The organism is Pseudomonas sp. PDM17, from assembly GCF_014851985.1.
GTDB lineage: Bacteria > Pseudomonadota > Gammaproteobacteria > Pseudomonadales > Pseudomonadaceae > Pseudomonas.
The window spans coordinates 1,142,156-1,166,816 of sequence record NZ_JACVAT010000001.1 but is presented as its reverse complement, the minus strand read 5'-3'; the positions used below and the strand labels follow the sequence as shown (position 1 = coordinate 1,166,816).

22 protein-coding genes are annotated in these 24,661 nt (G+C 64.8%); 8 read left to right on the top strand and 14 right to left on the bottom strand.

Going from position 1 to position 24,661, the window contains the following annotated elements; translation table 11 throughout:
- The first annotated feature begins 122 nt into the window (after positions 1 to 122).
- Together mfd and IB256_RS05645 are read left to right on the top strand one after the other, a co-directional pair.
- Positions 123 to 3,587, top strand: a complete 3,465-nt coding sequence (gene mfd, locus IB256_RS05650; protein WP_192401591.1) for a transcription-repair coupling factor — start codon at positions 123 to 125, stop codon at positions 3,585 to 3,587.
- Between the two features lie 11 nt (positions 3,588 to 3,598).
- Positions 3,599 to 4,261: a CsiV family protein gene (locus IB256_RS05645; RefSeq protein WP_192401589.1), complete on the top strand. Its 663-nt coding sequence runs from the start codon at positions 3,599 to 3,601 to the stop codon at positions 4,259 to 4,261.
- Between the two features lie 119 nt (positions 4,262 to 4,380).
- Here IB256_RS05645 and IB256_RS05640 read toward each other — a convergent pair whose 3' ends face one another.
- The 4 genes from IB256_RS05640 to IB256_RS05625 are packed head-to-tail and all read right to left on the bottom strand — an operon-like array spanning position 4,381 to position 7,435.
- Positions 4,381 to 5,118: an S-methyl-5'-thioinosine phosphorylase gene (locus IB256_RS05640; protein WP_192401587.1), complete on the bottom strand. Its 738-nt coding sequence runs from the start codon at positions 5,116 to 5,118 to the stop codon at positions 4,381 to 4,383.
- A 9-nt stretch (positions 5,119 to 5,127) separates the two neighbouring features.
- Complete coding sequence (nagZ, locus tag IB256_RS05635; RefSeq protein ID WP_192401585.1) at positions 5,128 to 6,126, bottom strand: beta-N-acetylhexosaminidase; 999 nt, start codon at positions 6,124 to 6,126, stop codon at positions 5,128 to 5,130.
- Between the two features lie 11 nt (positions 6,127 to 6,137).
- The gene (locus IB256_RS05630; protein WP_081519448.1) at positions 6,138 to 6,662 is read right to left on the bottom strand and encodes a L,D-transpeptidase; all 525 of its coding nucleotides are present in this window, start codon (positions 6,660 to 6,662) and stop codon (positions 6,138 to 6,140) included.
- 56 nt (positions 6,663 to 6,718) lie between these two features.
- Positions 6,719 to 7,435: a TetR/AcrR family transcriptional regulator gene (locus IB256_RS05625; RefSeq protein WP_017519280.1), complete on the bottom strand. Its 717-nt coding sequence runs from the start codon at positions 7,433 to 7,435 to the stop codon at positions 6,719 to 6,721.
- A 262-nt stretch (positions 7,436 to 7,697) separates the two neighbouring features.
- On the opposite strand from IB256_RS05625, the gene lexA reads away from it, so the two are divergent.
- Both lexA and sulA read left to right on the top strand, forming a co-directional pair.
- Positions 7,698 to 8,312, top strand: coding sequence for a transcriptional repressor LexA (gene lexA / locus IB256_RS05620; protein WP_026079098.1), 615 nt, complete (start codon positions 7,698 to 7,700; stop codon positions 8,310 to 8,312).
- A gap of 13 nt (positions 8,313 to 8,325) precedes the next feature.
- A complete protein-coding gene (gene sulA / locus IB256_RS05615) occupies positions 8,326 to 8,799 on the top strand; it encodes an SOS-induced cell division inhibitor SulA (RefSeq protein ID WP_081519447.1) in 474 nt (157 codons plus the stop codon).
- A gap of 44 nt (positions 8,800 to 8,843) precedes the next feature.
- On the opposite strand, the gene IB256_RS05610 is transcribed toward sulA, so the two are convergent.
- From IB256_RS05610 to fadB, 6 genes are all read right to left on the bottom strand, one after another.
- Positions 8,844 to 9,083, bottom strand: a complete 240-nt coding sequence (locus IB256_RS05610; protein WP_045211682.1) for a hypothetical protein — start codon at positions 9,081 to 9,083, stop codon at positions 8,844 to 8,846.
- A 107-nt stretch (positions 9,084 to 9,190) separates the two neighbouring features.
- Positions 9,191 to 9,712 carry a DUF6586 family protein gene (locus tag IB256_RS05605; protein ID WP_151187746.1) on the bottom strand — a complete coding sequence of 174 codons (522 nt, stop codon included), beginning with the start codon at positions 9,710 to 9,712 and terminating at the stop codon, positions 9,191 to 9,193.
- Between the two features lie 67 nt (positions 9,713 to 9,779).
- Positions 9,780 to 12,386, bottom strand: coding sequence for a type I DNA topoisomerase (topA, locus tag IB256_RS05600; protein ID WP_081519445.1), 2,607 nt, complete (start codon positions 12,384 to 12,386; stop codon positions 9,780 to 9,782).
- Positions 12,387 to 12,478: 92 nt separating this feature from the next.
- Complete coding sequence (locus tag IB256_RS05595) at positions 12,479 to 12,742, bottom strand: DUF1653 domain-containing protein (protein WP_045211689.1); 264 nt, start codon at positions 12,740 to 12,742, stop codon at positions 12,479 to 12,481.
- A gap of 123 nt (positions 12,743 to 12,865) precedes the next feature.
- Entirely contained in the window at positions 12,866 to 14,041 is a 1,176-nt protein-coding gene (gene fadA / locus IB256_RS05590; protein ID WP_081519444.1) for an acetyl-CoA C-acyltransferase FadA, read from the bottom strand.
- A gap of 30 nt (positions 14,042 to 14,071) precedes the next feature.
- Positions 14,072 to 16,219: a fatty acid oxidation complex subunit alpha FadB gene (gene fadB, locus IB256_RS05585; RefSeq protein ID WP_151187748.1), complete on the bottom strand. Its 2,148-nt coding sequence runs from the start codon at positions 16,217 to 16,219 to the stop codon at positions 14,072 to 14,074.
- A gap of 474 nt (positions 16,220 to 16,693) precedes the next feature.
- On the opposite strand from fadB, the gene IB256_RS05580 reads away from it, so the two are divergent.
- A complete protein-coding gene (locus IB256_RS05580) occupies positions 16,694 to 17,500 on the top strand; it encodes a hypothetical protein (protein WP_192290758.1) in 807 nt (268 codons plus the stop codon).
- A 5-nt stretch (positions 17,501 to 17,505) separates the two neighbouring features.
- Here the strand turns inward: IB256_RS05580 and IB256_RS05575 are convergent, their stop codons facing one another.
- Positions 17,506 to 17,940 (bottom strand): hypothetical protein, encoded by a 435-nt coding sequence (locus IB256_RS05575; protein WP_151187750.1) that lies wholly within the window; start codon positions 17,938 to 17,940, stop codon positions 17,506 to 17,508.
- 81 nt (positions 17,941 to 18,021) lie between these two features.
- Here IB256_RS05575 and IB256_RS05570 point away from each other — a divergent pair, with 81 nt between their 5' ends.
- Positions 18,022 to 18,462, top strand: coding sequence for a universal stress protein (locus tag IB256_RS05570; RefSeq protein ID WP_024766849.1), 441 nt, complete (start codon positions 18,022 to 18,024; stop codon positions 18,460 to 18,462).
- Between the two features lie 45 nt (positions 18,463 to 18,507).
- Here IB256_RS05570 and IB256_RS05565 read toward each other — a convergent pair whose 3' ends face one another.
- Entirely contained in the window at positions 18,508 to 19,194 is a 687-nt protein-coding gene (locus IB256_RS05565; RefSeq protein WP_151187751.1) for a DUF6901 family protein, read from the bottom strand.
- 62 nt (positions 19,195 to 19,256) lie between these two features.
- On the bottom strand, positions 19,257 to 21,173 hold the full coding sequence (locus IB256_RS05560) for an ATP-binding cassette domain-containing protein (RefSeq protein ID WP_192290760.1): 1,917 nt from the start codon (positions 21,171 to 21,173) through the stop codon (positions 19,257 to 19,259).
- A gap of 210 nt (positions 21,174 to 21,383) precedes the next feature.
- Here IB256_RS05560 and IB256_RS05555 point away from each other — a divergent pair, with 210 nt between their 5' ends.
- Both IB256_RS05555 and IB256_RS05550 read left to right on the top strand, forming a co-directional pair.
- The gene (locus IB256_RS05555) at positions 21,384 to 23,309 is read left to right on the top strand and encodes a transglycosylase SLT domain-containing protein (protein WP_192290762.1); all 1,926 of its coding nucleotides are present in this window, start codon (positions 21,384 to 21,386) and stop codon (positions 23,307 to 23,309) included.
- Positions 23,310 to 23,370: 61 nt separating this feature from the next.
- Positions 23,371 to 23,751 carry a lysozyme inhibitor LprI family protein gene (locus IB256_RS05550; protein WP_151187753.1) on the top strand — a complete coding sequence of 127 codons (381 nt, stop codon included), beginning with the start codon at positions 23,371 to 23,373 and terminating at the stop codon, positions 23,749 to 23,751.
- A 45-nt stretch (positions 23,752 to 23,796) separates the two neighbouring features.
- Here the strand turns inward: IB256_RS05550 and IB256_RS05545 are convergent, their stop codons facing one another.
- Positions 23,797 to 24,606 (bottom strand): MOSC domain-containing protein, encoded by an 810-nt coding sequence (locus IB256_RS05545; protein WP_192224270.1) that lies wholly within the window; start codon positions 24,604 to 24,606, stop codon positions 23,797 to 23,799.
- Positions 24,607 to 24,661: the final 55 nt, after the last annotated feature.

The window sequence follows — 24,661 nt, the reverse complement described above, 5'->3', positions numbered from 1 at the left end:
GGCTACATTATGACGGCGTGAGCAATCGTCGGCAATCCGCAGCGGTCGTATGACTGACATCCGTCAATCGGGATAGTTACAATCCGACCGGTCAAATTCCTCGACCGGAGCCAAGACTGCCCGTGTCCGTATTGCGTATCCCTACATTGCCGACCGCAGCCGGCAAACAATCCTGGGGCAACCTCCCCGGGGCCGCCCTGAGCCTGGCCATCGCTGAAGCGGCCGGGCCGGCGAAACGTTTCACCCTGTTGCTGACCGCCGACAGCCAGAGCGCCGAGCGCCTGGAGCAGGAGCTGCGCTTCTTCGCGCCGGACCTGCCGGTGCTGCAGCTGCCGGACTGGGAAACCCTGCCCTACGACGTGTTCTCGCCACACCAGGACATCATTTCCCAGCGCGTCGCTACGCTCTATCAGTTGCCCGAACTGCGCCGCGGCGTGCTCGTGGTGCCGATCACCACCGCCCTGCACCGCCTGGCGCCGGCCAAGTTCCTGCTCGGCAGCAGCCTGGTGCTGGATGTCGGCCAGAAACTCGACGTCGAGCAGATGCGCAGCCGCTTCGAGGCTGCCGGCTACCGCTGCGTGGACACTGTCTACGAACACGGTGAGTTCGCCGTGCGCGGCGCGCTGATCGACCTGTTCCCGATGGGCAGCGAGCTGCCCTACCGCATCGACCTGTTCGATGACGAAATCGAGACGCTGCGCACCTTCGACCCGGAAACCCAGCGCTCCATCGACAAGGTGGAGAGCATCCGCCTGCTGCCGGCGCGCGAGTTCCCGCTGCGCAAGGAAGCGGTGACCGGCTTCCGTGGCCGCTTCCGCGAGCGTTTCGACGTCGACTACCGCCGCTGCCCGATCTATCAGGACCTCGCCAGCGGCCTGACACCCGCCGGCATCGAGTACTACATCCCGCTGTTCTTCGAAGATGGCGAGACTTCGACGCTGTTCGACTACCTGCCACAGGACACCCAGGTGTTCTCCCTGCCGGGCATCGAGGGCGCCGCCGAGCAGTTCTGGACCGACGTGCGCAACCGCTATGAAGACCGCCGCTACGACCCGGAACGCCCCCTGTTGCCGCCGGCTGAAGTGTTCCTGCCGGTAGAGGACTGCTTCGCCCGCCTGAAGAGCTGGCCGCGGGTGGTGGTCAGCCCCGAGCCGATCGAGAGCGGCGTCGGCCGCGAGCGCTTCCCCGCGCAAGCGCTGCCGGAACTGGCCATCGAGGCCAAGGCCACCGAGCCGCTGGCGCGCCTGCGCCAGTTCATCGAGCAGTTCGACGGCCGCATCCTCTTTACCGCCGAGTCCGCCGGCCGCCGCGAGGTGCTGCTGGAATTGCTGGCGCGGCTGAAGCTGCGCCCGGTGGAAGTCGAGGGCTGGCCGGGTTTCCTGGCGCATCAGGATCGTCTGGCGATCACCATCGCACCGATGGACGAAGGCCTGCTGCTGGACGCCGACAAGGGCCGGCCGGGCATCGCCCTGGTGGCTGAGAGCCCGCTGTTCGGCCAGCGCGTCATGCAGCGCCGGCGCCGCGAGAAGACCCGCGACGGCGGCGAGAACGTCATCAAGAACCTTACCGAGCTGCGCGAAGGCGCGCCGGTGGTGCACATCGACCACGGCGTCGGCCGTTACATGGGCCTGATTACCCTGGAGATCGACGGTCAGAACGCCGAATTCCTCGCCCTGCAGTACGCCGACGAAGCCAAGCTCTACGTGCCGGTGGCCAACCTGCACCTGATCGCCCGCTACACCGGCAGCGACGACGCCCTGGCGCCGCTGCACAAACTGGGTTCGGAAACCTGGCAGAAGGCCAAGCGCAAGGCCGCCGAACAGGTACGCGACGTTGCCGCCGAACTGCTCGACATTTATGCCCGCCGCGCCGCACGCAAGGGCTATGCGTTCAAGGACCCGCAGGTCGACTACGCCACCTTCTCCGCCGGTTTCCCCTTCGAGGAAACCCCGGACCAGCAGACCGCCATCGAAGCCGTGGTGGCCGACATGCTCGCCGACAAGCCGATGGACCGCCTGGTCTGCGGCGACGTGGGCTTCGGCAAGACCGAGGTGGCCATGCGCGCGGCCTTCGTCGCGGTGCACAGCGGCAAGCAGGTCGCCGTGCTGGTGCCGACCACCCTCCTCGCCCAGCAGCACTACAACAGCTTCCGCGACCGCTTCGCCGACTGGCCGGTGAGCGTGGAGGTCATGAGCCGCTTCAAGTCCGCCAAGGAAGTCGAAGGCGCCGTGGCGCAGCTGGCAGAAGGCAAGGTCGACATCGTCATCGGCACCCACAAACTGCTGCAGGACGATGTGAAGTTCAAGAACCTCGGCCTGGTCATCATCGACGAAGAACACCGCTTCGGCGTGCGCCAGAAGGAGCAGCTCAAGGCCCTGCGCAGCGAGGTGGACATCCTCACTCTCACTGCCACGCCGATCCCCCGCACGCTCAACATGGCGGTAGCCGGCATGCGCGACCTGTCGATCATCGCCACGCCGCCAGCGCGCCGCCTGTCCGTGCGAACCTTCGTCATGGAAGAGCAAAAGTCGGTAATCAAGGAAGCCCTGCTGCGCGAACTGCTGCGCGGCGGCCAGGTGTACTTCCTGCACAACGAAGTGAAGACCATCGAGAAGTGCGCCCGCGACCTGGCGGAGCTGGTTCCCGAGGCGCGCATCGGCATCGGCCACGGACAGATGAACGAGCGCGACCTGGAACGGGTGATGAGCGACTTCTACCACAAGCGCTTCAACGTGCTGGTGGCCTCGACCATCATCGAGACCGGCATCGACGTGCCCAGCGCCAACACCATCCTCATCGAGCGCGCCGACAAGTTCGGCCTGGCCCAGCTGCACCAGCTGCGCGGACGCGTCGGCCGCAGCCACCACCAGGCCTATGCCTACCTGCTCACCCCGCCGCGCAAGCAGATGACCCCGGACGCCGAGAAGCGCCTGGAAGCCATCGCCAATGCCCAGGACCTGGGCGCCGGCTTCGTGCTGGCGACCCACGACCTGGAAATCCGCGGCGCCGGCGAGCTGCTCGGCGACGGCCAGAGCGGACAGATCCAGGCGGTGGGTTTCACCCTCTACATGGAAATGCTCGAACGCGCGGTGAAGGCCATCCGCAAGGGCGAGCAGCCGAATCTCGAACAACCGCTGGGCGGCGGTCCGGACATCAACCTGCGCGTACCGGCGCTGATCCCCGAGGATTACCTGCCGGACGTCCACGCCCGCCTGATCCTCTACAAGCGCATCGCCAACGCCGCCGACGAGGACGGCCTGCGCGAGCTGCAGGTGGAAATGATCGACCGCTTCGGCCTGCTGCCTGACCCGGCGAAGAACCTGATCCGTCTGACTTTGCTGAAACTGCAGGCAGAAAAGCTCGGGATCGTGAAGGTAGATGCCGGCCCACAGGGCGGACGGGTAGAATTCGCCGCCGATACCTGCGTCGACCCGCTGGTGCTGATCAAGATGATCCAGAGCCAGCCCAATCGGTACAAATTCGAAGGGGCCACCCTCTTCAAGTTCCAGGTGCCCATGGAGCGCCCGGAAGAACGGTTCAACACGCTGGAAGCGCTGCTCGAGCGCCTCACGCCACAGACTCATTAAGGACCCTGTGCATGCGCCTGTTCCAACCCTTGCTGCTGTCGCTGGCGCTTCTGTCGCCAGCCGCCTTCGCCGAGCCCTACCAGGTGGAGCTGATCCTCTTCCAGCAGTCCGGCGACGCCGTGTTCGCCAGCCGCCCCGCACCCGACGACTGGGCCAAGGGCGCGCAACCGCCGGGCCCGGACAGCTCGCGCCCCACCGCGATGGACGCCCAGGTGGCCAAGCTCAAGCAGAACGAAGGTTTCCAGGTGCTGATGCACAAGGCGTGGCGCCAGGAAATCGATGCCAACCCGGTGAAGATTTCCCTGACCGAAGGCGCCCAGCGTGATGGCCACTTCCCGGTGGAAGGCACCGTCACCCTCAGCCAGCAGCGTTTCGTGAATACCCAGACCGACTTCTGGATCAACCAGTTCGGCCAGGATGGCCTGCTCGCCGCCAGCCAGCACATGGTCCAGGAAGCCAGCCTGAAGAACAGCGTGCTGACCTACCTCGACCACCCGAGCCTGGGCATGCTGATCAAGGTGACCCCGCTCAACGCCAAGCCAGCCTCCGCCCCGCCGCCCGGCATGGAAGACGAAGCGCCGACCGGCCCGGATGCACCTCAACCGCAACAGGCTCCAGCCGCACCGGCAGACGGTGGCTTCGAAGCCCCACCGCCGGCGCAGCCCGCGCAATAACGAAAAAGCCCGGCATTCGCCGGGCTTTTTCTTGCTCGTCAAAGGAGCGAGCTTGCTTGCAAACCCGCAAGGCACGGCGCCGAGCGATTCGCAGGCATGGCCCGCTCCTACAGGGTGCGTCAGTTCACCAGCACACGCCCCAGCACCTCACGCACCTTGCCAATGCCTTCGTGCAGCGCCTGCTCGATCTCAGCCATGGTGATGATGCCGCTGGACTTGCCGGCCGCCGGGTTCACCACCAGCGACAGGCAGGCGTAGGGCAGGTCCAACTCGCGTGCCAGCGCAGCCTCGGGCATGCCGGTCATGCCGATGATGTCGCAACCGTCACGCTCCAGCTTGGCGACTTCTGCCACGGTTTCCAGGCGCGGCCCCTGGGTCGCGGCATATACGCCATGGCTGCTGTACGCATAGCCCAGCACCTGCAGGGCGGCGATCAGCTTGAGCCGCAGCGGCTCGTCATAGGGATGGCTGAAGTCGATATGGGTAACGTGCTCGATATCACCGGCAAAATAGGTGTGTTCGCGCCCCCAAGTGTAGTCGACGATCTGATGCGGCACGCAGAGATGGCCGCTGCCCATGGCGGCGTGGATGCCACCCACGGCGTTCACCGCAAGGATGGCTTCGGCGCCGGCCTGCTTCAGCGCCCAGAGGTTGGCGCGGTAGTTCACCTGGTGCGGCGGGAAGCGATGCGGGTGGCCATGGCGGGCGAGGAAGAGCACCTCGCGACCGGCGAACTCGCCGCGCTGGATGGCCGCCGAAGGCGTGCCGTAGGGCGTATCCAGCTCGATGGCGTCCTTCAGGGTCAACCCTTCCAGCTGGGTCAGGCCGGTGCCGCCGATGATGGCGTAGACAGTCATGGCAAATCCTTAATCGATCAGTTGTGCGGCGCGCAGATCGCCGACGGCTTGTTGCCAGCGCGGCAGCTGCTTGTATTCAATGCCCGGCCAGGCCTTGGCGCGCATGCGTTGCAGACGTTGCGGCGCGGTGACCTTGAGACGCTGCAGGGCGCTCAGGGCCAGTTCGGCGGAGGCGCGATCATTGCACACCAGACCCATGTCGCAGCCAGCGCTCAGCGCAGCCTCGATGCGATTGGCAGCATCGCCGACCACATGGGCGCCGGCCATGGACAGGTCGTCACTGAAGATCATCCCGTCGAAGCCCAGCTCGCCGCGCAGGATGTCCTGCAGCCAGCGGCGGGAGAAGCCGGCAGGGTTCGGGTCGACCTGCGGATAGATCACGTGGGCCGGCATCAACGCATCCAGCTCGCCGGAGAGGCGCTGGAACGGCACCAGGTCCACGGCGCGAATCTGCTCCAAGGTGCGCTCGTCCTCAGGGATGCCCACATGGGAATCCACTTCCGCCCAGCCGTGGCCAGGGAAGTGCTTGCCGGTGGACGCCATGCCCGCGGCGCGCATGCCACGGATAAAGGCGCCGGCCAGCGCAACGGCGCGCTCCGGATTGCCTTCGAAGGCCCGGCTGCCGACCACGGCGCTGCGCTGATGATCCAGGTCCAGCACCGGGGCGAAGCTCAGGTCCAGCCCTACCGCCAGCACTTCGGTCGCCATCAGCCAGCCGCACTGCTCGGCCAGTCGCTCGGCATTGGCGTTGTCGGCGATGGCGCGCATCGCCGGCAGGCGCAGGAAACCCTGGCGCAGGCGCTGCACGCGACCGCCCTCCTGGTCCACTGCCAGCAGCAGGTCGGGGCGTACTGCGCGGATGGCGGCCATCAGCTCACGCACCTGGCGCGGCGATTCGATATTGCGGGCAAAGATGATCAGGCCACCGACTTCCGGGTGGCGCAGGATCTGGCGGTCCTCGGCGGTAAGCCAGGTGCCGCCGATGTCGAGCATCAGGGAGCCTTGCATGTGCATTCCTTTCAATTCAGTTGCGCCACCTGCCACTCGGGACAGGCGGGTTCTTCGATTCGGACCCGGCAATGGAGCGGCACCTGCGGGAAGAGTTCCAGCAGGTCATCATTGCGCAGGCGGATACAGCCGTGGGACAGCGGCGTGCCCATGGGCTCGCAGTCCGGCGTGCCGTGCAGATAGATGTAGCGGCGGAAGGTATCGACCTCGCCCATCCGATTGCGCCCCGGCTCGCAGCCGCTGAGCCAGAGGATGCGCGAGAGGATCCAGTCGCGGCCGGGAAACGCCTCGTGAAGCACGGCCGTCCAGGTCTCGCCAGTCCAGCGTCGGCCCTTCAGTACCGCGCCTTTGGGCAAGCCATCGCCGATGCGTGCACGGACCTGGTGCAAGCCGCGTGGCGTGCAGCCGGAGCCGTTGCGCTCCCCCGCGCCGTTGGCAGCGCTGGATACCGGAACGCGCACGACAAGACGCCCTGCGGCGAAGCCGTAGAGCATCTGGTCAGCAAGGGAGATATGGAGAAGATCGAGATCAGCCATGGCCGGCTACTGTAGCCGATCGGACCGACGCAGCCCAGCGTGAAGCCGGGCCCGGATCAGACCTTGGCGGGCGCCTGGGCGGCACTCGACTTGGTGCGCGGCTTGAGCTGCGCACCCGCCAGCGAGGGATCACTGACGCCGCTGTCGGCACGCATGCCGGCAGCAAGGAACGGCACCATCAGGCGCATCACCTGCTCGATGGAAGTGTTCACGCCGAAATCGTTCTCGGCCATGGCGCGCAGCGCCTTGATGCCGGACATGCTGAACACCGCGGTACCCAGCATGAAGTGCACGCGCCAGAATAGTTCCAGCGGCGGCAGGCGCGGCGCGGACTCATGCACCAGCAGCATGTAGCGGCGGAATACCTTGCCGTAGACCTCTTCGAGGTACTTGCGCAGGTGGCCCTGGCTCTGGCTGAACGCCAGGCCCAGCAGGCGCATGAAGATCGACAGGTCGTTGCCGCTACGCGGCTTCACCGCCATGGCCTGGACCACGAGCAGTTCGAGCAGCTCCTCCAGGGTGGCGCGCGGCGCATCGGGCTTGGCCTGACGGCGATCCAGCTCCTTCTCGAGGCTGGCGCAGAACGGGCCGAGGAAGCGCGAGAAGACCGCCTGGATCAGCGCCTTCTTCGAGCCGAAGTGATAGTTCACCGCCGCGAGATTCACCCCCGCCTTGCTGGTGATCAGACGCAGGGAGGTTTCGGCGAAGCCTTTCTCCGCGAACAGCTGTTCCGCAGCATCCAGGATGCGTTCGACGGTTTCCGACTGGGCCATGGCTACTCCGCCTGACAAACACTTGTTTGAAACATACGTTTCAGCGTCTTGTATTGTCAAGCAAAGTGCGATGGATTGTTACCAATATCATGGCAATGCGACGAGACGCCTGAATCGATGAGGATCTACAGCAAGACGCCTGCCAACGCCCAAAGGTTACATGCACGAACGTTCCACCGACAGCCGCACCCAATAAAAGCATTGCCAGCCCGCCATCACTGTATATAATTCCAGGCACTGTATAAAAAGCCAGAGTATGGACATGCTGAAGCTCACGCCGCGCCAAGCCGAGATCCTCGCCTTCATCAAACGCTGCCTGGAAGCCAACGGCTACCCGCCCACCCGCGCGGAAATCGCCCAGGAGCTCGGCTTCAAGTCGCCCAACGCCGCCGAGGAGCACCTGAAGGCCCTCGCCCGCAAAGGCGCCATCGAGATGACCCCGGGCGCCTCCCGTGGCATCCGCATCCCCGGCTTCGAACCCAAGGCCGCCGCCAATGACGACGAATTGCCGATCATCGGCCGCGTCGCCGCCGGCGCACCGATCCTCGCCGAGCAGAATGTCGATGACACCTGCCGGATCAACCCCACCTTCTTCAACCCGCCGGCCGACTACCTGCTGCGCGTGCGCGGCCAGAGCATGAAGGACGTTGGCATCATGGATGGCGACCTGCTCGCCGTGCATGTCACCCGCGAGGCGCGCAACGGCCAGATCGTCGTCGCCCGCCTGGGTGAAGAGGTCACGGTGAAGCGATTCAAGCGCGAAGGCAGCAAGGTCTGGCTGCTCGCCGAGAACCCGGAGTTCGCCCCCATCGAGGTCGATCTCAAGGAACAGGAACTGGTCATCGAAGGCTTGAGCGTCGGCGTGATCCGTCGCTGAACAGGAGACACCCATGCAGTACCCGCAGCCGCAGAACCTGCCGCAACTCCCGCTGTTCCAGGAAGCACTCTGGGCAAGCGGTACTGCTCCCCTGCTTCCGGAGCTGATGGAAGAAGAGCCCGTCGCCGATGAAAGCGCCTTCAGCGAGATCGCCCTGCGCGGCCTCCCCGGCCAGTGCCTGATGTTGCTGGCGCCGATGCTCCGCGAGCTGAGCGAGGAAAGTGATTCGCGCTGGCTGACCCTGATCGCTCCGCCGTCCAGCCTGACTCCGGACTGGCTGCGCAAGGCCGGCCTGAACCGCCAGGGCATCCTGCTGCTTCCGGCCCGCGATCAGGCCGCCGCCCAGGCCCTGGCCTGCGAAGCGCTGCGCCTGGGCAACAGCCACACCGTGGTGAGCTGGCTCAATCTCAGCGCGAAAGCGCGCGCGCAACTGTCCCGCGCCGCCGTTGCCGGCCAGGCGCAGAGCCTGAATATTCGTCTGGGTTGATCTGATCGGGAAGCTTCGCCGCGAACGCGGCGAAGCGGAAGAACTCAATGCAGGACGCGCGGACCTTCGTCGTCCATGCTCATGTCACCGCCTTCGGCGAGACGGCCGGCCATCTGTACACCCACATTGAACATCGCCTTGGCGATCTCGATGTGCTGGCCCTGCAGGAAGCCCTTGGCATCGGCGGAGAACTCCAGGGTCACCAGCGCCTCCTCCTCGTCCGCACGACGCAGCACGATACGCCCGTCAGGCAGCTCGACAATTTCCAGAAATGAGGTTGGCATAGCGACGTTCTCCACAGCAGAACGCGTAGTGTAACAGCCACACCCGCCACACCCTAGCCAAAGCTTGCGCGGACCGACCGGAAGGCCGGCGGGTTGTGATGCAGGGATCAGAGCTCGGTAAGCGATGCGCGGAAGCGCAGCACCAGGTCCTTCAGGGATTTGCGCCAGGTTTCCAGCTCGTCATTGCCCAACTCGGCTGGCGCCTCGTCGTCGACATTCACCGCCTGGATCAGAGGCTGGGTCGGATCAACCTTGGCTTTCCTCGGCTCGCTCGGCGGCTGGAACAACGCGGCATAGGCGGCCAGCAGGCGACCCAGCCAGGCTTCCGGCGATTGCGCCAGCTCGACCATCTCCGCCAGCTCCGGGCTTGGCGCGGCAGCCAGTACCTCGGCATTCAGCAGCATATCGACGCGCGGCGCGCCGGCCTGGGGCAGGCGGTAGTAGCCAGCGATCTCATGGGCTACGCCCAGCACCGCTCCGTAGAGATGGAACAGCGCCGCTTCGCGTTCAGCCTGGATGCGCGCCTGGGCATTCATCGCACGCGCCGCTTCGGCGCTGCGCCAGGCTTCCAGGGCAAGGCCGGCGAAGAACAGCTTCTGGTTGGTACGGGTATAGAGTTCGTTCGCCATGACCGGGCCCTCTGCAGTCGACTTCGGCAGTATAAGCACGCCCCGCCTCAGCGGGGCGCGCCTTCCATCAGCGCTTGTCTTCGACCTTCCACTTGCCACCGTCGAAGAACGCGCGCCAGCCGGTGGGCTTGCCATCAACCTCGGACTGTACGTACTGCTCCTTGGTCTTGCGGCTGAAACGGATTACCGCCGGGCGGCCATCCGGGTCTTTCGCGGGAGCTGCGAGCAGGAAGTGGTACTTCGGATCCAGCTCTTCCTTGTGCGGCACCAGCTCGGCAACCAGCGGAGCACGGGTCTCGCGGTTCTTCGGGAACTGGCTGGCGGCCAGGAACAGGCCGGAAGCGCCGTCACGCAGTACGTAGATGTCGTCCACCTTCTCGCACTTGAGTTCCGGCATGCGGATGGCATCCATCTTCGGCGGCGCGGGCTCGCCGCTTTTCAGCAACTTGCGGGTGTTCTTGCAGGTCGGATTGGTGCAGCCGAAGAACTTGCCGAAGCGGCCGGTCTTGAGTTGCATCTCGCTGCCGCACTTGTCGCATTCCAGGCTCGGGCCTTCGTAGCCCTTGATGCGGTACTGGCCTTCCTCGATCTCGTAGCCGGCGCAATCCGGGTTGTTGCCGCAGATGTGCAGCTTGCGTTTCTCGTCGACCAGGTAGGCGTCCATCGCGGTGCTGCAGATCGGGCAGCGGTGCTTGCCGCGCAGTACGCGGGACTCGGATTCGCCCTCGTCATCCGCGGCGATTTCGTCGCCCGGAATCAGGTTGACCGTCGCCTTGCAGCGCTCTTTCGGCGGCAGGCTGTAGCCCGAGCAGCCGAGGAACACGCCGGTGGAGGCGGTACGGATCATCATCGGCCGGCCGCACTCGCGGCAGGGGATGTCGGTCAGGGTCGGCTGGTTGGCGCGCATGCCGTCGTTGGAGGCTTCGGCCAGATCGAGCTTCTTGCGGAAGTCGCCGTAGAACTCGTCCAGCACGTTTTTCCAGTCGCGCTCGCCCTGGGCCACGTCATCGAGGTTCTCTTCCATGCCGGCGGTGAAGCCGTAGTCCATCAGGTTGGAGAAGCTCTCGTTGAGGCGGTCGGTGACGATGTCGCCCATCTTCTCCGCGTAGAAGCGGCGGTTGTGGGTGGTGACGTAGCCGCGCTCCTGGATGGTGGAGATGATCGCCGCGTAGGTGGACGGGCGGCCGATGCCGCGCTTTTCCAGCTCCTTGACCAGGCTGGCTTCGGAGAAGCGCGCTGGCGGCTTGGTGAAGTGCTGGCTCGGATCGAGCTTGAGCAGCTTCATCGCGTCGCCCTGGTTCATTTCCGGCAGGACGTCATCCTCGCCCGGCTTGCTCTGCTGCGGCAGCACCTTGGTGTAGCCGTCGAACTTGAGAATGCGACCCTTGGCGCGCAGCTCGAAGTCACCGGCAGCCGCGCTGACGGTGGTGGACAGGTACTCGGCCGGCGGCATCTGGCAGGCCACGAACTGGCGCCAGATCAGGTCGTACAGGCGCTCGGCATCGCGCTCCATGCCCGACAGCTGGGTCGGACGCAGGTTGACGTCGGAAGGACGAATCGCTTCGTGAGCTTCCTGGGCGCCTTCCTTGCTGGAGTAGAAGTTCGGCTTGGCCGGCAGGTATTTCTTGCCGAACTCGCTGTCGATGAAGCCGCGCACCATGTCGATGGCGTCGGCCGACAAGTTGGTCGAGTCGGTACGCATATAGGTGATGTAGCCGGCTTCGTAGAGACGCTGGGCCATCATCATGGTCTTCTTCACCCCGAAGCCCAGGCGGTTGCTCGCGGCCTGCTGCAGGGTGGAGGTGATGAACGGCGCCGAGGGCTTGCTGGATGTCGGCTTGTCTTCGCGCTTGGCGATGCTGTAGCTGGAGGCCTTGAGCTTCTCCAGGGCAGCGGTGGCCTGGGCTTCGTTCAGCGGCTTGAAGGCTTCGCCCTTCTCGCGCACGACTTCGAAGCGGACCTTGTCGTTCTTCGGCGTGCCGAGGTCGGCATGCACTTCCCAGTACTCTTCCGGAACGAAGGCGCGGATCTCGCGCTCACGCTCGACCACCAGCTTCACCGCCACCGACTGCACGCGGCCGGCGGACAGGCCACGGGCGATCTTGGCCCACAGCAGCGGCGAGACCATGTAGCCCACCACGCGATCGAGGAAGCGGCGTGCCTGCTGGGCATTCACGCGATTGATATCCAGCTCGCCGGGCTGGGAGAAGGCCTCCTGGATGGCCTTCTTGGTGATTTCGTTGAAGACCACGCGCTTGTAGCGCGAGTCGTCGCCGCCGATGGCCTCGCGCAGGTGCCAGGCAATGGCCTCCCCTTCGCGGTCCAAGTCGGTTGCGAGATAGATGGTGTCGGCATCCTTGGCCAGGCGGCGCAGCTCCTCGATCACCTTTTCCTTGCCGGGCAGGATCTCGTACTTGGCCTTCCAGCCGTGCTCCGGATCGACGCCCATGCGGGTGACGAGCTGGCGCTTGGCCTTCTCCTTCGGCGACAGGGCCGGCGCCTCGGCAGCGGTCTTGCGCGTTTTTGCCGCAGGCTCCTTCGACGCGGACGAGCCGCTGGTGGGCAGGTCGCGGATGTGGCCGATGCTCGACTTCACCACGTACTGGTTGCCCAGGTACTTGTTGATGGTCTTGGCCTTGGCCGGTGATTCCACGATGACCAGCGATTTACCCATGGATCGGAATATTCCTGCGTCGAAAAGATGAATTTATAAGGAGGGAGGAGCTAGGAGCGGCACCGCTATATATAGTGGCGGTCGCGCCAAGGTCAAGCTTGGGTTTCGCCGGACGGGCCGGTCTGAAGACCCAGCGGATCGTTTTCGGCGCTCACCAGAGCGAAGCGCGGAACGTTCTCGCCATTCACTTCCACCGCCTCGGTGAACATGCTCAGCGGGCGTACCCAGAGGCCGAATTCGCCGTACAGCGCCTGGTAGATCACCAGCTCTTCCTCGGTCTCCGAGTGCCTGGCGACGCCGAGAACGCGGTACTGCTGTCCCTTGTAATGTCGATACAGTCCGGGCTGCAAGTGCATGTCGGTTCTCCCTCGGCCGGCCAAAAGGCGGCGATTGTGCTCATTGCGCGGCCGTCGGGCAATCCCCGCCCGACAAAAACGAAAGCCGGGGCACAAGGCCCCGGCTCTCCCATCGACGAAAGCTTAGACGCGTTCGAAGACGGTGGTGATGCCCTGACCGAGGCCCACGCACATGGTGGACACGCCCAAGGTGCCACTGTTCTGCTTCATCACGTTCAGCAGGGTGCCGGAGATACGCGCACCGGAGCAGCCGAACGGGTGACCCAGGGCGATGGCGCCGCCGTGCAGGTTGACCTTCTCTTCCATCTTGTCGAGGATCTTGAGGTCCTTCAGCACCGGCAGGGCCTGTGCGGCGAAGGCTTCGTTGAGCTCGAAGAAGTCGATGTCGTTGATGGTCAGGCCGGCGCGCTTGAGCGCCTTGTTGGTCGACGGAACCGGGCCGTAGCCCATGATCGCCGGATCAACGCCCGCCACAGCCATGGCGCGAACCACGGCCATCGGCTGCACGCCGAGGTCCTGGGCGCGCTGGGCGCTCATGACGATCATGCAGGAAGCGCCGTCAGTGATCTGCGAGGAAGTACCCGCCGTCACGGTGCCGCCCTTCGGGTTGAAGGCCGGCTTCAGGGCCGCCAGGCTTTCCAGGGTGGTTTCCGGACGGATGGTTTCGTCGAAGTCAAAGACCTTCAGGAAGCCGTTCTCGTCGTAACCTTCCATCGGGATGATTTCGTCTTTGAACTTGCCTTCCTGAGTCGCTTTCCAGGCCAGCTGGTGCGAACGCACGCCGAACTTGTCCTGCGCCTCGCGGGTGATGCCGTGCATCTTGCCCAGCATTTCGGCGGTCAGGCCCATCATGCCCGACGCCTTGGCGGCGTACAGGGACATGTGCGGGTTCGGGTCGACACCGTGCATCATGCCGACGTGGCCCATGTGCTCCACGCCGCCGATGACGAAGACGTCACCGTTGCCGGTCTGGATCGCCTGCACGGCAGTGTGCAGGGCGCTCATGGACGAGCCGCACAGGCGGCTGACGGTCTGGCCGGCGCTGGTGTGCGGGATCTGGGTCATCAGCGACGCCATGCGTGCGATGTTCCAGCCCTGCTCCAGGGTCTGGTTCACGCAACCCCAGATCACGTCCTCGACTTCCGCCGGGTCGATCTTCGGGTTGCGCTCCAGGAGCTTGCTGATCAGGTGCGCGGACATGTTCTCCGCGCGGGTGTTGCGGTGCATGCCACCCTTCGAACGGCCCATCGGGGTGCGGCCGAAGTCGACAATGACGGCGTCTCTCGGATTCAGGCTCATAAATTCACTCTCGCTCTATTCGTTGCGCACTCAACCGAAGAACTTCTGGCCGTTCTTGGCCATTTCACGCAGCTTCGCGGTCGGGTGGTACAGCGCACCCAGGTCGGCGTACTTGTCGGCCAGTGCGACGAATTCGGCCACACCGATGGAGTCGATGTAACGCAGGGCACCGCCACGGAAGGGAGGGAAGCCGATGCCATAGATCAGGCCCATGTCGGCCTCGGCAGCGGTTTCGACGATGCCGTCTTCCAGGCAACGCACGGTTTCCAGGCACAGCGGGATCATCATGAAGTTGATGATGTCCTCGTCGGTCAGCTCGCGCTGCTCGGTGACGATGGACTTCAGCAGCTCATAAGCCTGCGGATCGGTGACTTTCTTCGGCTTGCCGCGCTTGTCGGTCTCATAGGCGTAGAAGCCCTTGCCGTTCTTCTGGCCCAGGCGGTTGGCGTCATACATCACGTCAACGGCAGTCTTGCCTTCCACGGCCATGCGGTCCGGGAAGCCTTCAGCCATCACGTCACGGCCGTGGTGGCCGGTGTCGATGCCGACCACGTCGGACAGGTAGGCCGGGCCCATGGGCCAGCCGAACTTCTCCATGATCTTGTCGATGCGCACGAAGTCCACGCCGAAGCCCAGCAGCTTGGAGAAGCCGCCGAAGTACGGGAACAGCACGCGGTTGACCAGGAAGCCGGGGCAGTCATTCACCACGATGGGGTTCTTGCCCATCTTCTTGGCGTAGGCCACGGTGGTGGCCACGGCGACGTCGCTGGACTTCTCGCCGCGGATGACTTCGACCAGGGGCATCATGTGCACCGGGTTGAAGAAGTGCATGCCGACGAAGTTTTCCGGACGCTTGAGCGCCTTGGCCAGCAGGTTGATGGAGATGGTGGAGGTGTTCGACGCGAGAACCGCATCTTCCTTCACTACGCCTTCAACTTCGGCCAGAACGATCTGCTTGACCTTCGGATTCTCGACCACGGCTTCGACGACGATGTCGACGTTGCCGAAGTCGCCGTAGGACATGGTCGGGCGAATGGCGTTCAGGGCCTCGGCCATCTTGGCCGGGGTCATGCGGCCTTTTTCGACGCGCTTGCCCAGCAGCTTCGAGGCCTCGTTCAGACCCATCTGGATACCCTCTTCGCGGATATCCTTCATCAGGATCGGAGTGCCCTTGGAAGCGGACTGGTAGGCGATGCCGCCACCCATGATGCCGGCGCCCAGTACGGCGGCCAGTTTCACGTCTTTGGCGATCTCGTCGTACTGCTTGGCCTTCTTCTTCAGGTCCTGGTCGTTGAGGAACAGGCCGATCAGGCTCTGCGCAACCGAGGTCTTGGCCAGCTTCACGAAGCCCTGGGCTTCGATTTCCAGCGCCTTGTCACGACCGAAGTTGGCGGCTTTCTGGATCGACTTGATCGCTTCGACCGGAGCCGGGTAGTTCGGGCCGGCCTGGCCTGCGACGAAGCCCTTGGCGGTTTCGAAGGCCATCATCTGCTCGATGGCGTTCAGCTTGAGCTTTTCCAGCTTCGGCTGACGGCGGGCCTTGTGGTCCAGCTCGCCAGCGATGGCGCGCTTGACCAGGTCCAGGGCGGCGGCTTGCAGCTGCTCCGGAGCCACAACGGCGTCGACGGCGCCGACTTTCAGCGCGTCTTCAGCACGGTTTTCCTTGCCCGAGGCGATCCACTCGACGGCGTTGTCGCAACCGATGATGCGCGGCAGGCGAACGGTGCCGCCGAAGCCCGGGTAGATGCCCAGCTTCACTTCCGGCAGGCCGACCTTGGCGGTGGCGCTCATGACACGGAAGTCGGCAGCCAGGCACATTTCCAGACCGCCGCCCAGGGCGATGCCGTTGATCGCGGCTACGGTCGGAACGTTCAGGTCTTCGAAGTCGCTGAAGATCTTGTTGGCTTCGAGGTTGCCGGCCAGCAGCTCTTCGTCAGGCAGCTTGAAGTTGTCGACGAACTCGGTGATGTCGGCGCCGACGATGAACACGCCCTTGCCGCTGGTCACGATCACGCCCTTGACGGACGCATCGGCCTTGATGGTATCGACTGCTTGACGCAGTTCATTCAGGGTGAGTCGGTTGAACTTGTTGACGGACTCGCCCTTGAGGTCGAAATTCAGTTCGACGATGCCGCTCTCAAGAGCCTTAACCGTGATGGCTTTACCTTGGTAAATCATCAACTGATCTCCACGCTAGGGAAGCTTGAAATCACACGTCGGACACCGTGTATCGGGACCGTTCGGCAGTGCCGAGGTTAGTCCCAAAGCTTGCGGCACACCCGCCGACGCGATAGCCGGGGCGTTATGTTGGATCCTTCGCACGTGGCAAACGATCGATTCATACGCCCGTTTGATTTGGGTGCGCCCACCTTCTAGCAAAAGCCAATGCTTGTCAATCGGCGAGACGTAACAGTCGCAAAGCGGCCGGGGCGTCTGGGCCGGAGCATTCAGCGCAACCCTGATGACCCATTCACCACGCCTATCGTGACAATTGTTACCTGGCACCGACGTCCCGACAGCCACTGTTCAAACCCCATGGCCCGCGCTAGAGTCGGGCGCAATGGCGATCTGCCTTCTGCCAACACCGGCAGACGCCTGGAACCTGTGGAATACAAAACAACAAGAAGCCCATGGCTCCAAGGAGTTGGAACGATGCCCAGCCGTCCGCTAGTGCGTCTGCTGTCTGCGCTCGCGCTCACCGCCCTGCCCCTCATCGCTGCCGCCGACGCCGCCAGCGACCTGCTCAATGTCCACCAGACGCGCCTCGCCGCCCAGCGCAGCCTCGGCGACTTCTTCATGTTCAATGCGATGGAGGGCGACCAGAAGTACGCCAGGATGGTCGAGGCCTCGTCTCAGAGCGCCACCGATGCCCTGGGCAAGCTCGGGGAAATGCCCGGCAACGAATCGAAGAAGCTCAAGAGCGAGCTGCAGGACGAATGGAAGGCCTATGCGACCCAGTTGCACACGCTCACCGGCGCGCTGGACAAGAGCGGCTACACCGACCTGCAACCGGTGGCTGACCTCGCGGCGCAGAACCGCAAGCTGCTGGACACCGCAGAGCAGCTCTACGCGAAAATCCAGGAGGAAAGCGGCAGCAGGGTCCCGCCGCTGACCCAGCAGACCCGAGAGCAGAGCCTGCTGATGCAGGACATTGCGGTGGACTACGCCTCGCGCAACGCCTCGGTGGGCGCCAGTTTCTTCGGCGGCGGCGAGGAGCGTCCGCTGGACGACCTCGCCAACCGCTTCGCGATCAACCTGGTGAAGCTGCAGCAGGCGCCGCAGACCACGCCGGAGATCGGCCAGGAGCTACGCGGCGTGGCAATCAAGTGGCGCTACATCGAGAAATCGCTGCAGAACTACAACCAGAACAGCGTGCCCTTCCTGATCAACAAGTACTCCGACCGCATCATCGAAGACCTGGAGAAAGTCTCCGGTCTGTATGCCGCGCAGCAGAGCTGATCGCCTCAGGCATGCTGTTTAACGAAGCTGGCGACCCGCTCGAGGTCGCTGCTGTCGCCCCGCTCGCCCCAGTACAGCGCGAGGAACTGGGGTGTCGCCTCGACCTTGTAGACATCCTTTGGCAGGCTGGCCAGCGCCTGGGCCAGCTCGGCAGGGGCGCTCGCCTCGCGCCAGCGATCCAGCCAGACGCCCGGCTCGCTCTGCCAGTAGCACCAGACGTCGCGGTTCTTCCCGCGAGCGCGGTGGTACTGCGCACACTGGCGCGGTGGCTGCCGCTCCAGCCAGTGAGGCCACTCCTGCTGCGCCATCTGCATGGCCAGGCCCAGGCGTCGCGCCTGCAGGCGCAGGTCCATCTGCCCGCGCTGGCCGCGCGAAGGGATCAGCCAGGTCAGCGGGCTGAGCACCAATGCAATGAGCAGGATTACCATCCACGTGGTCATATCGGTTATACCGGTCAAACAGGTCAAGCACGGCCATTGGGGCCATACTGATTAATAACGAGTCCCCCGGAGGAGACGCTCATGCCCTACCAACACATTCTGGTCGCCGTCGACCTTACCGAAGAATGCGATCCGGTGATGAAGCGGGCGGTCGCACTAGCCAAGGCCAACGATGCCCGGCTCTCGGCGGTGCATGTGGTCGAGCCCATGGCCATGGCCTTCGGCGGCGACGTGCCGATGGACCTGTCGATGCTGCAACAGCAGCAATTCGACCAGGCCAAGGAACGCCTGCACCAGTTCACCCTCACCTACGCCGAAATCACCAGCTCCCAGTGCCACTTGGTCTACGGCCAGCCGCGCCAGGAAATCCACCGCCTCGCCGATGAGCAGGACTGCGACCTGATCGTCGTCGGCAGCCACGGCCGCCACGGGCTCGCCCTGCTGCTGGGCTCCACCGCCAACGACGTGCTGCACGGTGCGCCCTGCGACGTCCTCGCCGTGCGCCTGCAGAAAACCAGCTGAGCCAACCCGAGTAGACGGGGCGGGCCCTGCGGGGCCCGCTTCGCTTCAGGCCCCGAGCATGTCCCCGCTCATCAGCAGCGGCCGCACCTTCTGCAACTGCGCTTCCAGCGAATAGCTCATGCTCGACGCCATGGAGAAGAAGCTGAGGAAAGCCTTCAGATTCGAGTCACCGTCGCAGGTCTCGTGAATCCGCTGCCAGAACGCCTGGTTCACCAACTGCAACTGCTGGAACTGCTTCACCAGCCCCTTCAATTCCCAATCCGCATGCCGCCCTTCACGGAAGTTGAAGTACTGGCGCATCAGGTACAGCGACACCGCGCGCAGGATGAACTCCTGGTTGCTGGCGAACGGCAGGTGCTGCTGCGCCATCGGCTTGAGCTTGCCCAGCAGCGGGCAGGCACTGGTGGCCATGATCACCCCGAGCAGCGCGCGCAGGCCCTCTTCCAGCCCCGCGTGCTTGATGTACTCGCGCTCCGGCGTGCGGACCTGCACAGAGACCTTCTTGAAGGCCGGCAAACCACGGAAATCCTCGATCACCCGGTGCAGGTCCACCGCCGCCGGGCAGTGGCTGTACTGCGCCGGGTTCAGCGGGCAGTTGCTGCAACGGTTGTTCTCCAGGCGCGTCCAACGCGGGGTCTGGGCGGCTATCTCGGCGTCGTACTGGCGCTCCAGCTCGATGCGGTAACTGAACTCGTGCTCATCATCCAGGGTGATGCGGTACTCGATTGCCATTCGGCCATCCCTAACAGTCTTTGATCAGCGCTACGCACGGGCACATCACCTGACCGAACGGATCACTCTTCCAGTTCGGCCCAGCGTTCGATCAGTTGGTCCAGCTCCCCTTGCAGCGACCCCAGGCGATCCAGAACAGCCTGCGCCTCGCTCGGCGGACGCTGGTAGAAATTCGGCGCCGCAGTTTCTGCCTGCAGCGCGGCCATTTCTGCCTCCAGAGCGTCGATCTGCCCGGGAATGGCCTCCAGCTCGCGCTGCAGCTTGTAGCTCAGTTTCTTCTTCGGCGCCGCCGCTTCCACCGCAGCAGCAGGTGCGGCAGCAGGCTCTTCGGCGACAGGTGCGGCAGCGGGCTTGTCGCCCTTCTCCTCACCCACGCCGAGCAACTTGGGCGATCCGCCCTGACGCAGCCAGTCTTGGTAGCCACCGACGAATTCGCGCACGCGCCCCTCGCCTTCGAACACCAGGGTGCTGGTCACCACGTTGTCGAGGAAGGCCCGGTCGTGGCTGACCATCAGTACGGTGCCATCGAAGGTCAGCAGCACCTCTTCCAGCAGTTCCAGGGTTTCCACGTCCAGGTCGTTGGTCGGTTCGTCCAGCACCAGCAGGTTGGCCGGCTTGCTGAACAGTTTCGCCAGCAACAGGCGTGCCCGTTCGCCACCGGAAAGCGCCTTCACCGGGGTGCGGGCGCGCTGCGGGGAGAACAGGAAGTCGCCCAGGTAGCTGAGGACGTGGCGATTCTGCCCGTTGATCGTGATGAATTCGCGACCTTCGGAAATGTTGTCGATGACGGTCTTTTCCGGCTCCAGCTGGTGACGCAGCTGGTCGAAATAAGCCACTTCCAGTCGGGTGCCCTCCTTGACGCTGCCCGAAGTCGGCTGCAGGTCGCCCAGGAGCAGCTTGAGCAGCGTGGTCTTGCCGGTACCGTTGGCGCCGAGCAGGCCGATACGGTCGCCGCGCTGCAGCACCAGGGAGAAATCACGGATCAGCGCCGGGCCGCCCGGGTGGGCGAAGCCGGCCTTCTCAACGACGATCACCTGCTTGCCCGACTTCTCGGCCGTCTCCATCTGGAAGCTGGCCTTGCCCTGACGCTCGCGGCGTTCGGCGCGTTCATTGCGCATCGCCTTCAGCGCGCGCACGCGGCCTTCGTTACGGGTACGGCGGGCTTTGATGCCCTGGCGAATCCACACTTCCTCCTGGGCCAGGCGCTTGTCGAACAGTGCGTTGGCCGCCTCTTCCGCCGCCAGCTCCTGCTCTTTGTGGACGAGGAAGCTGGCGTAATCGCCGTTCCAGTCGATCAGGTGGCCGCGGTCCAGCTCGAGGATGCGGGTCGCCACGGCCTGCAGGAAGGAGCGGTCGTGGGTGATGAACAGCACGGCGCCAGGGAAGTCCGCCAGGGCGTTTTCCAGCCAGGCGATGGCGCCGATGTCCAGGTGGTTGGTCGGCTCGTCCAGCAGCAGCAGGTCAGGCTCGGCCACCAGCGCCTGGGCCAGCAGCACGCGGCGGCGCCAGCCGCCGGAGAGTTCGGCGAGGGTCTTGTCGGCCGGCAGCTGCAGGCGGCTCAGGGTGGTGTCCACCAATTGCCCCAGGCGCCAGCCATCGCGGGCTTCGAGGTCCTGCTGGACTCGCGCCAGCTTGTTCAGATCCTCTTCGCTTTCGATGTGCATGCTCAGGTGGTGGTACTGCGCCAGCAGCTCACCGACTTCGGCCAGGCCTTCGGCGACCACGTCGTAGACGGTGCGGTCGTCGGCGCGCGGCAGTTCCTGCGGCAGCTCGCCGATCTTCAGCGAGGGGGCGCGCCAGATATCGCCGTCATCGGGCTTCTGCTCGCCCTTGACCAGCTTGAGCATGCTCGACTTGCCGGTGCCGTTGCGGCCAATGATGCAGACCCGCTCACCGCGAGCGATCTGCCAGGACACCTTATCCAGCAGCGGAGTGGTGCCGAAGGCGAGGGACACGTCGGTTAACTTGAGCAGGGTCATGAGGGCATCTTCCGTAAAACAGGGCGCGCAGTTTAAGGGAAAGCGCGGAAAAGTCAGAGGGGGGCGGACAAAGTGCAGGGGCGAGACATTCGTCCGCCTTTGAGCCAGGCAGCCCTGGTGGCGCTTTCACCCCCCGCGCGCAACAGGCTAAGCTACCCGGCAGCGGGCGCGCGCCATCCAGCGCCCACCGATCATCTTCCCGGAAGAGCCATGCGCGGTCGCCTTTTCTCACTGTTTTCCTGCCTGATCCTCAGCCTGTCCGCTTCGACAGCCAACGCAGCGTCCCTGCCCCAGCAGCGCCAGATGTACGACGAGGCGCAGAAGGCCCTGGCGCGCGGCGACAGCGGCCCGTACTTCAGCTACCAATCGGCACTGGCCGATTATCCGCTGCAGCCGTACCTGGCCTACGACGAGCTGACCAACCGTCTGAAAAGCGCCAGCAACGCCGAGATCGAGCGCTTCATCGAACAGCACGGCGACCTGCCGCAGATCAACTGGCTGAAGCTGCGCTGGATGCGCCAACTGGCCGATCGCGGCGACTGGAACACCTTCGTCCGCTATTACGACCCGAAGATGAACTTCACCGAGCTGGACTGCCTCTACGGCCAGTACCAGCTGGGCCACGGCAACAAAGCCGACGGCTACGCCACCGCCGAGAAGCTCTGGCTGGTCGGCAAGCCGCAGCCTGATGCCTGCGACACCACTTTCGCCCTGTGGCAGGCCGACGGCCAGCTCACCGAGGAAAAGGTCTGGAAACGCCTGAAGCTGGCTGCCGAGAAAGGCAACTACAGCCTCGCCACCGTGCTCTCCAAGCGCCTGCCGACCCTCGGCAGCCAGGGCGCGCTGATGGTCAACGTCGCGCAGAATCCTGCGCAACTGAGCCAGACCACCCGCTTCGGCGCCCGTGACCACGCCACCGCCGACGTCGTCGGTCTGGGCCTGCGCCGCCTGGCCAAGCAGGACCCGGAAAAGGCCATCAGCCTGCTCGACTACTACAGCTCGGTGCTGCCCTTCTCCAGCGACGAGAAAGTCTCCATCGCCCGCGAGATCGGCCTGAGCCTGGCGCGCCGCTATGACCCGCGCGCGCTGCCGATGATGGTCAAGTACGACCCGCAACTGCGCGACGACACCGTCACCGAATGGCGCCTGCGTCTGCTGCTGCGCCTGGGCCGCTGGGAAGAAGCCTACGAACTGACCCGCGCCCTGCCGCCGTCGCTGGCCGAGACCAATCGCTGGAAATACTGGCAGGCTCGCTCGCTGCAACTGGCGCAGCCGCAGAACAAGCAGGCCATCAGTCTGTACCAGCCAGTGGCCGGGGAGCGTGATTTCTACGGCTTCCTCGCCGCCGACCGGATCAACGCCCCCTACCAGCTGAACAATCGACCTGTTTCGCCCGATGCCGGGACGATGCAGCGCGTGCGCAACGCACCGAGCACCCGCCGCGCCCTGGAGTTCTACGCCCGCGGCGAGATCATCAACGCCCGCCGCGAGTGGTACCACGCGGCCCGCCACCTGAGCCACGACGAACTGCTGGCCCAGGCGAAGATCGCCTACGACATGCAGTGGTACTTCCCGGCTATCCGCGCGATCAGCCAGGCGAAGTACTGGGACGACCTCGATATCCGCTTCCCCATGGCCTACCGCAACACCCTGGTGCGCGAGGCGCGCAATCGCGGCCTGCACTCCAGCTGGGTGTTCGCCATCACCCGCCAGGAAAGCGCCTTCATGTCCGATGCGCGCTCCGGCGTCGGTGCCACCGGGCTGATGCAGCTGATGCCGGCCACCGCCAAGGAAACCTCGCGCAAGTTCGGCATCCCGCTGGCCTCGCCGCAGCAGCTGATCGTGCCGGACGTGAACATCCAGCTGGGCGCCGCCTACCTGAGCCAGGTACACGGCCAGTTCAACGGCAACCGCGTGCTCGCCACCGCCGCCTACAACGCCGGCCCCGGCCGTGTGCGCCAATGGCTGAAGGATGCGCGTCACCTGGCTTTCGACGTCTGGGTCGAGACCATTCCGTTCGACGAGACGCGCTCCTATGTGCAGAACGTGCTGTCCTACGCAGTGATCTACGGGCAGAAGCTCAACGCGCCGCAGCCCATCGTCGACTGGCACGAACGCTTCTTCGACGAACTCTGATCCACTCTTCCGCCCGGCACCCGCCGGGCGGTCTTCATCCCCTCAAGGAAAAGGAAATTCCATGCGCCAGTCGCTCCTCTCCCTCACCGTCCTGGCCGCCGGCCTGCTCAGTGCCGACCTGGCCCTCGCCGCCTGCGAGAAGCCGCGCAACGCCTTCGACAGCGTGTACTGCCTGAGCACCGAATACGCCCAGGTGGACCGCGAGCTGAACAATGAATTCGGCACCCTGCGCAAGATGCTCAACGACGGCCAGAAGGCCGCACTGAAGAAGAGCCAGATCGCCTGGATCAAGGACCGCGACGCCCAGTGCAGCTACGAGCGCGACGGCGGCTACTTCGTCAACCTACAGTGCGCCGTGGACAAGACCAACGAGCGCCTGGTCGTGCTGCGCGAGCGTGAGCGCGAATGCCAGAGCACCGGTTGCGTCGACAGCAAGCTGTAAATTCCGCATCATCCGGCGCGCCCGCTCGGGCGCGCCACTTCAGCGTTACTCCAGCACTTCCACTGGCATGCCCAGTTTCAGCTCGCCGCGGTTCTCCGCCAGCAGGTTCTGGCCGAACAGGGCTTCGCCATTGACGTTGCGATAACCCAGCAGGGTTGCCAGCGGCTCACGGGCAGCGTCGCGCTCGCCGGTGTGCGGATCGATGGTGGTGAGGATGCAGCGCGAGCAGGGCTTGGCCACCTTGAAGGTGACATCGCCGATGCGGATGCGTTTCCAGCCGTCTTCGGCGAAGGGTTCGGCGCCGGTGACCACCAGGTTCGGGCGGAAGCGCAGCATCTCCAGCGGGCGACCGACCTTGGCCGACAAATCATCCAGCGAACCCTGGCCGATCAGCAGCAGCGGGAAGCCATCGGCGAAGTGCACGTGCTCACCGGGCTCCGCGTAGGCGGTATCCACCTGGCGCGCGCGCTGCTCGGGCATCTGCACCAGGCGCACGTCGCGGCCGAGGAAGCTGCTCAGCCACTGTGCCGCCTCATCGCCAGCGTCCGGCACTTGCAGCATGTCGCGCCAGATCAGCACGCCGCGCAGGTTGGCGTCGCTTTCAGGCACTGACACGAAGATATCTTGCGCTCCCGGCGCACGCAGGCGCAGACCATGGAAGTCATCCTGCCAGCGCGCCTCGATGCGCCCCATCTGCGGCAGCAGGCGCTGGGTCAGGAAGCGGCCGTTGGACGCCTCCACCACCATCCAGCGTCGATCCCCTTCCAGGCCCAGGGCGTCCAGGCGGACAGATTCCAGGGGCTCGTAGGCGGTGGACTTGACCGGGTAGCGGTAGAGCTCGCTCAGGCTGTACATCGGAAGCTTCCTTTCATGCAGGCGGAAGCGACCTTATACGGTGTGGGATGCGCAT